13 protein-coding genes and 1 tRNA gene are annotated in these 12,478 nt (G+C 64.4%); 4 read left to right on the forward strand and 10 right to left on the reverse strand.

All coding sequences use genetic code 11. The features are described from left to right. Positions 1-144: 144 nt before the first annotated feature. Together istB and istA are read right to left on the reverse strand one after the other, a co-directional pair. Positions 145-873 (reverse strand): IS21-like element helper ATPase IstB, encoded by a 729-nt coding sequence (gene istB, locus HUK72_RS08455; protein WP_176595381.1) that lies wholly within the window; start codon positions 871-873, stop codon positions 145-147. Then, positions 860-2,374 (reverse strand): IS21 family transposase, encoded by a 1,515-nt coding sequence (gene istA / locus HUK72_RS08460; protein ID WP_176597709.1) that lies wholly within the window; start codon positions 2,372-2,374, stop codon positions 860-862. The genes istB and istA overlap by 14 nt, the downstream gene beginning before the upstream one ends. Positions 2,375-2,715: 341 nt before the next feature. On the opposite strand from istA, the gene HUK72_RS08465 reads away from it, so the two are divergent. Continuing rightward, positions 2,716-3,111 (forward strand): hypothetical protein, encoded by a 396-nt coding sequence (locus HUK72_RS08465; protein WP_176596394.1) that lies wholly within the window; start codon positions 2,716-2,718, stop codon positions 3,109-3,111. Positions 3,112-3,510: 399 nt separating this feature from the next. Here the strand turns inward: HUK72_RS08465 and HUK72_RS08470 are convergent. The 5 genes from HUK72_RS08470 to HUK72_RS08490 all read right to left on the reverse strand — a co-directional run bounded on the left by HUK72_RS08470 (position 3,511) and on the right by HUK72_RS08490 (position 5,997). After that, a tRNA-Arg gene (locus HUK72_RS08470) sits at positions 3,511-3,587 on the reverse strand. Positions 3,588-3,621: 34 nt separating this feature from the next. Then, on the reverse strand, positions 3,622-4,104 hold the full coding sequence (locus HUK72_RS08475; protein ID WP_176596395.1) for a DUF1178 family protein: 483 nt from the start codon (positions 4,102-4,104) through the stop codon (positions 3,622-3,624). Next, positions 4,101-4,931 carry a carbon-nitrogen hydrolase family protein gene (locus HUK72_RS08480; protein WP_176596396.1) on the reverse strand — a complete coding sequence of 277 codons (831 nt, stop codon included), beginning with the start codon at positions 4,929-4,931 and terminating at the stop codon, positions 4,101-4,103. Before HUK72_RS08480 ends, HUK72_RS08475 begins: the two co-directional genes overlap by 4 nt. Positions 4,932-4,936: 5 nt before the next feature. Continuing rightward, a complete protein-coding gene (gene grxC, locus HUK72_RS08485) occupies positions 4,937-5,194 on the reverse strand; it encodes a glutaredoxin 3 (RefSeq protein ID WP_176596397.1) in 258 nt (85 codons plus the stop codon). A 44-nt stretch (positions 5,195-5,238) separates the two neighbouring features. Continuing rightward, positions 5,239-5,997, reverse strand: a complete 759-nt coding sequence (locus HUK72_RS08490) for a ComF family protein (RefSeq protein ID WP_176596398.1) — start codon at positions 5,995-5,997, stop codon at positions 5,239-5,241. Positions 5,998-6,038: 41 nt separating this feature from the next. Between HUK72_RS08490 and HUK72_RS08495 the strand changes: the two genes are divergently transcribed. Beyond that, a complete protein-coding gene (locus HUK72_RS08495; protein WP_176596399.1) occupies positions 6,039-6,887 on the forward strand; it encodes a class I SAM-dependent methyltransferase in 849 nt (282 codons plus the stop codon). 456 nt (positions 6,888-7,343) lie between these two features. Here the strand turns inward: HUK72_RS08495 and HUK72_RS08500 are convergent, their stop codons facing one another. Both HUK72_RS08500 and HUK72_RS08505 read right to left on the reverse strand, forming a co-directional pair. Continuing rightward, positions 7,344-8,312, reverse strand: a complete 969-nt coding sequence (locus tag HUK72_RS08500; RefSeq protein ID WP_176596400.1) for an acylglycerol kinase family protein — start codon at positions 8,310-8,312, stop codon at positions 7,344-7,346. A 10-nt stretch (positions 8,313-8,322) separates the two neighbouring features. Continuing rightward, on the reverse strand, positions 8,323-8,817 hold the full coding sequence (locus HUK72_RS08505) for a DUF2141 domain-containing protein (protein ID WP_176596401.1): 495 nt from the start codon (positions 8,815-8,817) through the stop codon (positions 8,323-8,325). A gap of 130 nt (positions 8,818-8,947) precedes the next feature. On the opposite strand from HUK72_RS08505, the gene lptF reads away from it, so the two are divergent. After that, the gene (gene lptF, locus HUK72_RS08510) at positions 8,948-10,168 is read left to right on the forward strand and encodes an LPS export ABC transporter permease LptF (protein ID WP_176596402.1); all 1,221 of its coding nucleotides are present in this window, start codon (positions 8,948-8,950) and stop codon (positions 10,166-10,168) included. 3 nt (positions 10,169-10,171) lie between these two features. Next, entirely contained in the window at positions 10,172-11,275 is a 1,104-nt protein-coding gene (gene lptG, locus HUK72_RS08515) for an LPS export ABC transporter permease LptG (protein WP_176596403.1), read from the forward strand. A gap of 138 nt (positions 11,276-11,413) precedes the next feature. Here lptG and HUK72_RS08520 read toward each other — a convergent pair whose 3' ends face one another. Next, positions 11,414-12,478 carry a fatty acid desaturase gene (locus HUK72_RS08520; protein WP_176596404.1) on the reverse strand — a complete coding sequence of 355 codons (1,065 nt, stop codon included), beginning with the start codon at positions 12,476-12,478 and terminating at the stop codon, positions 11,414-11,416.

Below are 12,478 nucleotides of genomic sequence, written 5' to 3' on the forward strand. Positions count from 1 at the left end.
TATCCCGGTAGTCCATAGGAGGGACCCGCGGACGCCGCCGCGCGCCGTCAGGAGCGCTGGCGGCGGCGTCCGCGGGAGGTGCCTGTGGACCCACCGGGGTAACCGCCGGGGATGGGGGTCCGGGGGAAGGGGTTTTTCCTCGTCTCAGCTTCGGTTTTTGAACCGCCAGCTATCGTTGCCGGTCTCGATAATGTCGCAGTGGTGGGTGACGCGGTCCAGCAGCGCCGTTGTCATTTTGGCATCCTGGAAGACGCTCGGCCATTCGCCGAAGGCGAGATTGGTGGTGATGATCACCGAGGTCTTTTCATAGAGTTTGCTGATCAGATGGAACAGCATCTGCCCTCCTGAACGGGCGAACGGCAGATACCCGAGTTCGTCCAGCACCACGACGTCCAGGCGGGCCATCTGGGCGGCCAGGTTGCCAGCCTTGGCCTGCCGGGTTTCCTCCTCCAGACGATTGACCAGGTCGACAGTATTGAAGAACCGTCCTCTCGACCCGGCACGAACCACGGCAGCGGCGATGGCAAGCGCGAGATGTGTCTTGCCGGTGCCGGTGCCACCAACCAGTACGATATTGCGCCTTTCCGGCAGGAATGAACCGGCATGGAGTGAACGCACCAGGCTTTCGTTGATCGGTGTATCGGCGAACACAAAGCCGTCGAGATCCTTGATGGCCGGCAGCCTGGCCGCAGTCATGCGGTATCGGATCGAAGCGGCTTCTCGATGCGCGCCTTCAGCGCGGAGCAGGTCGCCGAGCATCTCCATGGCGGTCCGGTCACGACGGACGCCGTTGGTAACGGCATCGTCGAACGCGGCGATCATGCCCTTTAGGCCCAGCCCCTTCAGGGCTGCCAACATCTCATGCCGCTGCATCGAGGCCTCGCACCATGTCATAACGCGCGCAGTCGGCGATGGGCGGATGCTTGAGCTTCAGATCGACCAGGACGCTGATGGCCTGGGTGGGCTGGGGTTCGCGTCGGCGCGACAGGATGTTGAGGATCACTTCGTCATTGGCCGTACCCGCCATCATAGCTTCGCGGACGGCAGCTTCGACCGCCTCCAGCCCATCTTCGGGCACTGCTGCCAGCACCCGGACGAAGCGCCGATCTGCGTCATCGCTTTTGCCCAGCTTGCGGCGCAGTTGGGCCAGGGCCGGCGGAAGATCCCAGTCCTGGAAGGGAGCGCCGTTGCGCAATGCTCCCGGCTTGCGGATCAGGACCGGCAGATAATGCCAAGGGTTGAACGCCGTCTGGTTGCGGCCGAACACGCGAGCATGCTCGGCAACCGCTTGGCCTGCACAACGGATGACGATCCTGTCGGCATAGGCGCGCAGTTGCACCGCCTCCCGGGCCGCACTCGCCATGACCGAGTATCGGTTGCGATCGAAGCTCACCAGGCAGGTTGCGCTCGCCACATGTTCGCTCTCGAAGAAGCCGTCAAAGGGCGTGGCCAATGACTGCAGCGAGGATCGTTCCATCTCCAGCGCCTGCGCAATGGTCATGTCTTCCAGATCTGGATGGGCATAACGCTCGGCCCACCGTCGGCACTCGGCCTCCAGCCAGGCGTTCAGCTCTTCGAGGCTGGCAAAGCGCAACCGGGGCTTGAACAGCCGCTCCCGGCTGGTCTGGACCTGGTTCTCGACCTGTCCCTTCTCCCAGCCTGCCGCCGGGCTGCAAGCCACAGGCTCGACGCCATAATGATCCGTCATGATCAGGAAGCGCCGGTTGAACACCCGCTCCTTGCCGGTGAACACGCTCGTCACCGCGGTCTTCATGTTGTCGTAAATGCCGCGCGTCGGCACCCCGCCAAAAAAGGCAAAGCCCCGGGCATGCGCGTCAAAGAGCATCTCCTGGGTCTCGCGCGGATAGGCCCGCACATACGGCGCCCGCGACCAGCACAACCGCATATGAGCTACCTTCACCCGCATCGGCTTGCCGGCGATCTCCACGTCCTCGTGGCTCCAGTCGAACTGATAGGCCTCACCCGGCCGGAACATGAGCGGGATGAACACCTTGCTCATATCGCCGCCGTCGGTCCGGCGTTCGCGCTTCCAGCGTGCCGCATAGCGCCGAACCGCATCGTAGGAGCCGGTGAAACCCTCACGCTCCAGAAGATCGTGTATCCGTGTCAGCCGTAGCCGATCACGCCGGGGCCGTTCCTCGTTCTGCACCAACAACTCGTCCAGCCGTTCGCGAAATGGCCCGGTCTGCGGTCGAGGCTGCTCCTTGCGTTCGTAGCTGAAATCCGCCTCCGGCGCACGGATCGCCTTGCGCACCGTGTTGCGCGACAACCGTAAATCACGCGCGATCTCTTTGATCGGCTTACCTTCCCTGTGCTCCCTGCGAATCTTGGCAATAGTCTCCACAATCAACATCCCCATCCTCGCCGCCTGGAAGTCCAAGCCGCGACGCCTCACACTCTGGAATGATGGGGGTCAATTTTAGACGCCGATCACCCCGCTAAGGGGGTCAATTTTGCACGCCGCTCCACATGCATAGGCGGCAGCTTGATTGAAAGCCGCTCGCAAATAGCCAAATAGTCAGAGCAACCGAACATAATCAGAAAGAGGCGCCTGCCACGCTCATGATATTGAGACGTCAGGCCGGCAACGAAGTTCCCGTATTTCTCTCCCCTGTTCCGGCATAAGGCTTAGAAACGGGGCCTATCAATGGCGTTCCCGACGGGCTGCCGCGCCCTTGGTGGCACCCAATAAGTGTGGAAAATCTTCATTCAAGGCTGCACATTCCATTCGACTTCCTTGATGGCATCCCCCTGCCACTCATCATCACCACGGCGCCTGATCAGCGTGGTCGCAATCTCAAGCTCGTGCTGAGGTCCAGCCAAGAGCAGAAGCCCAGCGTCAATCTCAAGTTGGTAGCTCTGCTCCGCAAAGCCGAAGCTGCTCGACAGCGGCTTTTCACCGAGTCATTCGGCATGAACGACCGCGCGGCAGAACGGATTGCACGATTGGCGTTTCTCGCTCCTGACATCATCACCGCCATTCTGGAAGGCCGCCAACCACCATCGCTGACGCCGCGGCGCCTCATGAAGCATGCGGCCATTCCACTGGACTGGAAGGATCAGCGCAAGGCGCTCGGGTTTGGTGAATAGGCCTCTCGCCGAAACCGTGTGCCACTCGAAGGGGCCCCGTAGACGCGGGGCCTTTTTTGTGGCGCTGGGGCCGAAAGGAGCGGCTCTGTGGCACCCGGTTGGTCAACGCCTCGGGATAATGGCGCGGAACTGCGCCATTTTGGAGTCCATGCACAGACCAGGCTCGGAAGACCTCGCAAAGCGAGAATGTGTGGTGCCTCGAACAAGATTCAAACTTTATGACAAAACTGCCCCAATATTCGTCATCCCATTATCAAACCTGATAACTAAAGAACAAAATGCCGGGCCGGACAGGGGCAACGCATGAAGATGGTCGTCACCGCACCCATCGGACGAAATTCAACGATCGATGAGGTGGTATGGAAAATTTCTCTTCTTTTCCAATAACTTAGCAATGTGTGGTGCACCCGACAGGATTCGAACCTGTGGCCCTCAGATTAGGAATCTGATGCTCTATCCTGCTGAGCTACGGGTGCCCGGTGACGGCTCTATTCCGCGAACGGGGCGCGGTCAATTCTTCGCTTCGGGCGGAACCACCGGAAAGGGCAAGGGCGCCACTTCCACGCCCTCCGCGATCAATGCTCGCGCCTCGCTGAGCGCGACTTCGCCGTGGATGCTGGCGCGATCCTGCTCGCCATAATGCATGGCGCGGGCCTGCTCGGCAAAATCCCGCCCGACCCAAGTGGAATCCTCCAGCGCCTTCTGCTGCGCCCTTGCCAGCGCCTGCACCAGCTCGCGCATCTTCGCCTCCTCGCCGGCCCCCATCGCAATCGAGGCGCCGTCGGAGGAAGCGGCGGCAGGCAGCACTTCCACGCGGCTGTTGCCCTTGGGCGCGACCGCCGGGGCCATCACCGCCTTGCCAACATGCGCGTCGCCGCACAGCGGGCAGCTCAGCAGGCCCCGCGCCTTCTGATCCTCATAATCGGCGCTGGAACCGAACCACGCCTCGAACACATGGCCTTGGGATTCGCATTTGAGGTCGAAAACGATCACGACACTGTCACATCCATGGGCAAGGATCGCCGGTTGGCGAGCGCGGGCACCCGCCCGCGCACGTCCTCTATGCGCGACAGGTCGATCTCCGCAAGAGCAAGACCCGCCTGCTCGCCCATCTCCAGGACAATGTCCCCCCATGGGTCAGCTATCAGGCTGTGCCCATAGGTGTCGCGGCCGTCGGCATGATGGCCGGTCTGGGCGGCGGCGATGACGAAGCAGCCCGCCTCGATCGCCCGCGCGCGCAGCAGGACATGCCAATGCGCCTTACCGGTCGGCACGGTGAAGGCGGCGGGCGTCAGCAGCACCGTGGCGCCCGCATTGGTGAGCGCCCGGTAGAGATCGGGAAAGCGCATGTCGTAGCAGACCGACAAGCCCATCCGCGCCCACGGGGTATCGACCGCGACGACCTGTTCGCCCGGCCCATAGACGGACGATTCGCGCCAGCTTTCGCCCGTCGCCAGATCGACGTCGAACAGGTGGATCTTGTCGTACCGGGCGCGGATTGCGCCGTTGCCGTCGATCATGAAGCTGCGATTGGCCCAGCGGCCGTCGGCGCGCTCATCCTTCAGCGGCAGGGAACCAAGATGGACCCACAGCCCCTGTTTCGCCGCGGCGTCGCGCACCGCCGCCAACACCGGATCGTCCGCCTCCGACCGCAGGGTCGCCGCCGCCCGCTGCCGGTCGCGGTCCAGATAGCCGGCCATTTCGGGGGTGAAGAGCATGTCCGCCCCCTCCCCCTTGGCGCGCGCGGCCATCTCCACGATCGCGGCGGCGTTGGCGGCGGGGTCGATCCCGCTGGTCATCTGGAAGATGGCGGCGCGCATCCTGCCTATGCTCCCAGCAATGCGTCGAGCTTGCCCTGGCGGTCCAGCGCCGCCATGTCGTCGCTGCCGCCGATATGCTGGCCGTCGATGAAGATTTGCGGCACCGTCGTCCCGCCATGGGCGCGGTCCAGCATCTCCTGGCGCTTGGGGCCGCCCATGGTAATGTCATATTCCTCGAACGCCACGCCCTTGCCGTCGAGCAGAGCCTTCGCCCGGGCGCAATAGCCGCACCAGGCCTTGGTATAGATTTCGACCTTCGCCATATTTCACTCCTTGATCGTCGAAATTGTGGTTCGGCGGCTATTTGTCAATCGGCGCTGTCCGGCAGCACCCGCGCCCAGCACAGCAGGTGAACGCTCGCCGCGCCGCCGCGTTTCAGCACGCGGGCGCATGCGGCGGCCGTCGCGCCGCTGGTGTGGACATCGTCGATCAGCAGCACGGCGCGGCCTTTGAGGTCATGGCCCGGCGCGAGCGCAAAGGCGCCGCGCACCGCCCTGGCCCGGAACTTCGGGCTCATGCCGCGCAGGGGCTGGGTGCGACGGGTGCGCAGCAGGGCGTGGTTGTCGACCGGCAAGCCCGTCAGCCGCGCCAGATGGCGGGCGATCAGGGCCGACTGGTTGAAGCCGCGCCACCAGAGTCGCCAGCGATGCAGCGGCACCGGCACGATGACCGCATCCTCCAGCGCCGGAACCTGCCGCGCCATCTGCTTCGCGATCAGCCGGGCGAGGCCGATGCGGCGGCCATATTTGAGCCGCAGCGCCACGGCGCGGGCGACATCGCCATAGGCCAGCACCGCCTGCGCGCTGTCGAAGGGCGGCGGATCGGCCAGGCAGGCGCCGCATTCGGCCCCGGCGCCCCGATCATAGTCGAACGGCACGCCGCAGCGGGCGCAGCAGGGCGCGCCCAGGAACCGCATTCCGCTCCAGCAACTGAGGCAGAAGGCGTCGTCCGCCTCCACAATCTCGCCGCAGCCGGGGCAGCGGGGCGGCAGGGCATAGTCGACCAGAGGGCGCAACAGGGTTTTGAGCAAAGGCGCGGTCTTGAGAAGCGGGGAAAGGGACATCATCTCCCTTGTTCCCGCTCCTCCGCCGTTGCACAAGGCCCGCCATGACCCATGCCGACATCTTCGACCGCGCCCTGCGCGCCAAAAGGCGCGACCGGATGATGGCGCGCTTTGCCGACCATGACTTCCTGTATCGGGCGATGTTGGACGAACTGCTCGACCGGCTGGGCGATGTGCAGCGGGATTTTCAGGAGGTCCTCGTCATCGGCTGTCCCGACGGCAGCGCCCGGGCGGCGCTGGAGGCGATGGGCAAGCGCGTCGTCTGCGCCGATCCCGGCTTTGCGGCGGCGAAGGCGCAGGGGGGCGTGCAGGTGGATGAGGACGCCCTGCCCTTTGCCGATGAAAGCTTCGATCTGGTGATCGCTTGCGGCACACTCGACAGCGTCAACGATCTGCCCGGCGCGCTGATCCTGATGCGGCGGCTGTTGCGGCCCGACGGGCTGATGCTGGCGGCCTTTACCGGCGCTGGTTCGCTGCCCCGGTTGCGGGCGGCGCTGATGGCGGGCGAAGGCGACCGGGCCGGGCAGCATGTCCATCCCCAGGTGGATGTGCGCTCGGCGGGCGATCTGCTGGCGCGGGCGGGCTTCACCATGCCGGTCGCGGATGGGGATGTGCTGACGGTGCGCTATGGCGATGTGCTGCGGCTGATGCATGATCTGCGGGGCATGGGCGCGGGCAATGCGCTGGTGTCGCGGGCGCCTGTGTTGCGGCGGGAGGCGCTGGTCGGCGCGGCCGGGCATTTCGCGGCGGCGGCGGATGAGGATGGGCGAACGGCGGAACAGATGGCGATCCTGTATCTGAGCGGGTGGAAGGCCGATCCGAGTCAGGCGGGGCCTGCGCGGCGGGGGAGCGCGACTGTTTCGCTGGCCGAAGCGCTCAAGCCGAAGCATTGATCGGGATGCGCCGGGATTTGCGGGACATAGGTTAGCGAGAAATGGTCGCGAATGGCGGTTTTGCGTCGAAGTTCACAGTGTATGCGCGCGCATGCCCGGGCGCGCGTAGGGGATCGCGGGGTTTATCGGACGTTTCAAAGAGGGATGCGGGATAGAGCGGTGGGTGCGGAATAGGACAGGCTGAAATGGGCGCCTGTTGGAGAAATAGGACGCTTTTTGGGGGGGCCTGTTGCCGTTGGGCTACCTATTGTTCTGGGGCAGGGTCTGGGAATGGCCAGTTGCGGACGTAAGCTGGCCTATCCCTCATTCGTCATGCTGAACTTGTTTCAGCATCCATTTCTCCCCACGAACCAAGGCTCAATCCGGAGAAATGGACCCTGAGCCGCAGGCCAGCGCAGCTAAACAAGTTCAGGGTAACGACTATGGAAGGACAAGAAACCACCCCAAACCGCCAAGTCACGCCGCCAGGCGGAGGAACGGCACTGGTTCGGTGGAGCGTAGGACGATGGGCTTGCCTTCCGAGGCTTCGAACAGTTCGCCGTCCAGGATGACGCTGCTGTGGTCGCCCTCTATGCGGATCACGTCGCCCTGTTCCAGATGAATGCCCTGCATCTGCGCCTTGCCCACGCGGTTGGTGACGCTCGCCCAGACGAGGCGCAGCAGCGCGGGGAGGTTCTGGTCGACGGCCATCAGCTTCATATTGCCGCGCCTGCTGTCGCCCGGCTGCACGCCCAGCAACAGCTTTTCCAGCGTCGTCACGATCAGCACGGCGAAACGCCCCGCCAATTGGCCCTCACGGATCAGCGAAATGCGCACCGGATGGCTGGATTGCGGCAGGAATCGGGCACGAATGCCGAACAGCAGCGACACGACCACGGCCAGCGCCGTCAGGAAATGGCTGATTCCATTGGACAGGCCCAGCGGATAGATCTGGTTGCGGCAATAGAGCATGTAATCGGCCAGCCCCGCCCCGCCCAGGAACATGCCCAGCACCGGCCGGCTTTCCGCCTGCCCGTCCGACAGCGCGATCAGTTCGCGCGCCACGACATGATCGTCGACGCCCGCCTTGGCGATCTGGACGATCCTCTCCAACGCCTTGATCGGATCGCCATGGATGCCGAGGTCGAGCGCGATCAGATTGGTCTTGCCGTTGGGCAGCACTGCGATCGGCGGCACGCGGCCCTGGAAATGCTCGCCCTGATAGAGTTCCGTCAGCGCCGCCTGCACCGTGCCATCGCCGCCGTTGATGACGATGACGACGGGATCGACGCGGGCGATGGTCTGAAGCGCCCGGCCGATCTGGTCGACATGTTCCACCTCATAATGGAAAATGTCGGGATTGCTGGCGCAATAGCTGCGCACGCGCGGAAGCGTCTGCCGGTTGCCCGTGGATTTCGGATTGGACAAAAGGGCGACGCGGACCATGCTCAGGGGATCACATATATTTGAGGTTGATGGTGATCTTCGTCACCCCCGGCCCTGCGTAGAAGGCCGCCTTTTCGACCCCCGGCTTGCCCAGGTTGAAGATGCTGATCGATGGATTGTTGGAAAAGCCGCCGCCGTCGCGGGAAATGTCGGTCTTACCGTTGCCGTCGCGGTCGTGGCGCACGGCGATGCCATATTTGCCGGGCTGCGGCACCGGCATGCAGAAGCGCATCTCGCCACCCACGACCTTCACCGGCACGTCGATGCGGCCCAGCCACTCGCCCTTGGCCAGCCAGGCTCCCTTGGTCGCGGGATAGGATTGCACGCGCACCTTCCCGGTCGGGGCGGCAAAGCCGCGCACGTCGACCAGCACCGCCGGGCCCTTGGCCGTGGCGGAGCAGCGTTCCAGGTCGTTGCCGATCTCCATACCATGGGCGATGGCCGGGGCGGCGGCGAACAAGGCCCCCACCGACATCAGACCCATTGCAACTTTGAACATGACCATCCAACTCCGTGAAGCTATAGCCGCCCAGTGACACCGGACGGCGAGCCCCTGTTCGCCCCGCAACTTACCTGACTCGCATATGGGGGGGGTTTGCGGCCAAATCATGGTGATGGGACGACCACATAGAGAAATGCTGACCGCCACCGACAGATACCTCGCCCGCCTGATCGCCCTGCCCATGTTGGGGACGCTGGTGATCTCGGCCATGCTGCTGGTGCTCGACAAGATGCTGAGCCTGTTCGACTTCGTCGCGGCGGAGGGCGGGCCGGTCAGCGTCGTGTGGCGCATGCTGGCGAACATGATGCCCGAATATCTGTCGCTGGGCATTCCCATCGGCCTGATGCTGGGCATATTGCTGGCCTTCCGCAAGCTGGCCATGTCGTCCGAGCTGGACGTGATGCGGGCCGTCGGCCTGTCCTACGGCCGGTTGCTGCGCGTGCCCTATATGTTTGCGATCGCGTTGGCGCTGCTCAATTTCGGCATTGTCGGCTTCGTCCAGCCGCTGTCCCGCCACGCCTATGAGGCACTGCGGTTCGAACTGCGGTCGGGCGCGCTGGGCGCATCGATCAAGGTGGGCGAGTTCACCAATCTGGGCAAGCGCATGACCCTGCGGATCGAACGCAGCCTGGACGAAGGCCGCAACCTGCAAGGGATTTTCGTCCGCGCCATCGGCAAGGACGGCCAGACCGTGGCGGTGACGGCGGCGCAGGGCGAATTCCTGGCGACCGACGATCCCGACACCATCATCTTCCGCCTGCGCGACGGCGTGCTGGTGAACGACGCGCCCAAATATAAGTCGCCGCGAATCCTGTCCTTTTCCAGCCATGACCTGCCCATCGACCTGCCGCAGATCGAGAAGTTCCGGGGCCGCGACGTCGACCGGGAGAAGACCATTCCCGAACTGGTGGTGATCGGCCATGATCCCGGCACGCCCGACAAGCTGCGCAACGAGATCCGCGCCAATTTCCATTTCCGCATGGTGGAGGTGGCGATGATGCTGCTGTTGCCGCTGGCCGCGCTGGCCTTCGCCATTCCGCCGAAGCGGTCCACATCGGCGCTGGGCGTGTTCCTCTCGATCGTGTTCATCGTGACCTATCACAAGGTCAACGAATATGGGCAGGGCGTGGGATCGCTGGGCAAGATCGATCCGATCATCGCGCTATGGGGGCCGTTCCTGCTGTTCGCGGGGCTGATCCTGTGGATGTACCATGTGATCGCGCATCGGCCGGGCGGCCAGCCGATCGCCGCGCTTGAATATGCCTTCGCCAAGATCGCCAAGCAGGTTTTCCGCCTGCTAGGCCGCATCCGGCGGCGGCCAGGGGCGAAAACCGTGGCGGAAGGAGCCGCCTGACCCATGCTTCAGCTCAATTTCTTCCCGTCGCGCCAGCTTAGCTGGTATATGGCGCGGCTATTCCTGACGCGGACCTTCGCGGTGCTGGCGATGCTGGTCGCGGTGCTGCAGACGCTAGACCTGCTGGGCGAATCGGGCGACATCCTCGCCTATGCCGGCAATGGCGACGCGCAGCTCTGGCATTATGTGGCCTTGCGCGCGCCGCAGATCGTCGCCCGCTTCCTGCCCTTTTCCGTGCTGCTCGGCACGCTGATCATGCTCGCCAGCCTCAACCAGAATAGCGAGATCATCTCAATGAAGGCGGCGGGGCTGTCGGCGCATCAGATATTGGCGCCCCTGCTGGCGGCGGCGCTGGGCGTGGCGCTGATCAGCTATGCCTTCAACGAGCGGATCGTGGCGCGATCCACGGCGCGGCTTTCGGCCTGGCAGGCGGTGGAATATGGTCCGCTGCCCCCTGAAACCGGCATCAAGGCCAGCCCCTGGGTGCGCGACGGCAATAATCTGGTGACCGCCGCCATCGTCGCCGGCCGGGGCACGGGAGTCCAACTCCGCAAGGTGGAGATTTTCAACCGCGTCAACAATACGCTGACCACCATCGTCCAGGCGCCCAAGGGGCATTATGACGCGGCCAACAAAAGCTGGGTGCTGGAGGGAGCGCGGCAGTTCGACGTGGCGCGGGGCACGGAGCGGCAGATCGGCACGGTGCGCTTTGGCCATGACATCCGGCCGGATCAGTTCACTTTGGCCAAGGTCGATCCCGACGCGCTGACCTTCACCCAGTTGCAGGCGGCGATCAGCGATCTGCACGATGCGGGGCGCCCTACGGCGGAGCTGGAGGGGAGCCTTTGGCACAAGCTGTCGGGGCCTTTGTCCGCGCTGTTGATGCCGATATTGGGGTCTGTGGCGGCCTTCGGGTTGGCGCGGTCGGGGCAGTTATTCGTGCGCGCCGTGATGGGGATGGCGCTGGGCTTTGCCTATTTCGTGGCGGATAATTTCTCGCTCGCCATGGGAAATCTGGGGGCTTATCCGCCGTTTCTGGCGGCTTGGGCGCCGTTTCTGCTGTTCCTGTTGGTGGGCGAGACGGTGTTGTTCCGGACGGAGGAGTAGCACACCGACCGTGCTCCTGCGAAGGCACTCGAACGAGACGGGTGGCTCGTGAGAGCCCAGGCCAAGCGTTGCGATGTTTCTGAGAGGGCAGAACTGGGCTCCTGCCTTCGCAGGAGCACGGAGCCTTAGAATCAGGCGTCAGCGCTTCGCCATCGTCGAACGGGCGATCTTGCCGACCAGCGGCCACATGCCGGGGTAGTTGCCCTTATGATAGGGCGAATCGCTCGCCAGCGTCGCCACCAGGCGGCGATGCGCCTCGCCCAGCGCGTGATAGGGCACGCTTGGCAGCAGGTGATGGAGCGCATGGTAGCGCAGGCCCACCGGCGCCCAGATCGCGGCGAAGGGCGATGGCGGCGGCACATTGACCGAGTCCAGATATTGCGCCGTGACGGTCATCGCCTCACCCTCATTTTCCCAGAGATGCGCGACCAGCGTGCGGAGCTGGTTGATGACGGTCATGGCCGAATGCACCGCCATATAGGTGAGCAGCGGCTTCCAGCCGAAGGCGAAGACGCTGACGACCAGCGCCAGCGCGAAGAAGCAGGCGCCCGCTTCCTCCAAGGCCCATTGGCGGGCGAAATCCCCCTCCGGCGCGCGGCGGCGATAGGCGGGATTGATCGAGAGCGCGGAAAATTCCGCCACCACTTTCCGCCGCAGCGGCGGGAACAGCAGGCTGAGCGGCGTCAGCAGGCCGAAGCGCAGGATCAGGCCGACCGGCGCCAGCGCCGCCACCAGGATGAACAAAGGCAGCGACCAGGGCTTCATCAGCGCGAGCGGCAGATATTCCGGATCGTTCGTCGTGCCGTAGCGGGTGCGGGCGTGATGCTGGGTATGCACCTCTTCGTACATGAACGAAGGGATCATCAGCGGAATGCCGACGAGCAGGTTCCAGCCAAGGCGGAAGCCGGGCAGCGCGCCCTTGCGGATATGGGTCAGCTCATGGATGAAGCTCGCCGCGCGGTAGAGCGCCAGCATCGCCACCACGCCCAACGCCAGCATCAGCGCGCCGTCGGTCAGGATCGCCCCGGCCAGCGCGGCATAGCCGATGAAAGCCGACGCCAGCATGTCGGGCCAGTAGAGGGAAGGCTTGGCCGTCGACAGCTCGCGGGTCAGGTCCGCCGCCGCGCGCAGCAGCGCCGCGTCGTCGGGGATCGCGCTTTTGGTGCGTGACGCGGCGGCAATAAGGGGGTCGTGCACAGTCAT

It is taken from the genome of Sphingobium sp. 15-1, assembly GCF_013375535.1.
Lineage (GTDB): Bacteria > Pseudomonadota > Alphaproteobacteria > Sphingomonadales > Sphingomonadaceae > Sphingobium > Sphingobium aromaticivastans.

Bases quoted from the DNA above. Each gene is read 5' to 3' on its own strand.
- lptF (WP_176596402.1), top strand. From the start codon at position 8,948: ATGCTGACCGCCACCGACAGATACCTCGCCCGCCTGATCGCCCTGCCC.
- lptG (WP_176596403.1), top strand. From the start codon at position 10,172: ATGCTTCAGCTCAATTTCTTCCCGTCGCGCCAGCTTAGCTGGTATATG.
- HUK72_RS08490 (WP_176596398.1), bottom strand. From the start codon at position 5,997: ATGATGTCCCTTTCCCCGCTTCTCAAGACCGCGCCTTTGCTCAAAACC.
- istB (WP_176595381.1), bottom strand. From the start codon at position 873: ATGCAGCGGCATGAGATGTTGGCAGCCCTGAAGGGGCTGGGCCTAAAG.
- grxC (WP_176596397.1), bottom strand. From the start codon at position 5,194: ATGGCGAAGGTCGAAATCTATACCAAGGCCTGGTGCGGCTATTGCGCC.
- istA (WP_176597709.1), bottom strand. From the start codon at position 2,374: ATGTTGATTGTGGAGACTATTGCCAAGATTCGCAGGGAGCACAGGGAA.
- HUK72_RS08500 (WP_176596400.1), bottom strand. From the start codon at position 8,312: ATGGTCCGCGTCGCCCTTTTGTCCAATCCGAAATCCACGGGCAACCGG.
- HUK72_RS08495 (WP_176596399.1), top strand. From the start codon at position 6,039: ATGACCCATGCCGACATCTTCGACCGCGCCCTGCGCGCCAAAAGGCGC.
- HUK72_RS08505 (WP_176596401.1), bottom strand. From the start codon at position 8,817: ATGGTCATGTTCAAAGTTGCAATGGGTCTGATGTCGGTGGGGGCCTTG.
- HUK72_RS08520 (WP_176596404.1), bottom strand. From the start codon at position 12,478: ATGACTGTGCACGACCCCCTTATTGCCGCCGCGTCACGCACCAAAAGC.
- HUK72_RS08480 (WP_176596396.1), bottom strand. From the start codon at position 4,931: ATGCGCGCCGCCATCTTCCAGATGACCAGCGGGATCGACCCCGCCGCC.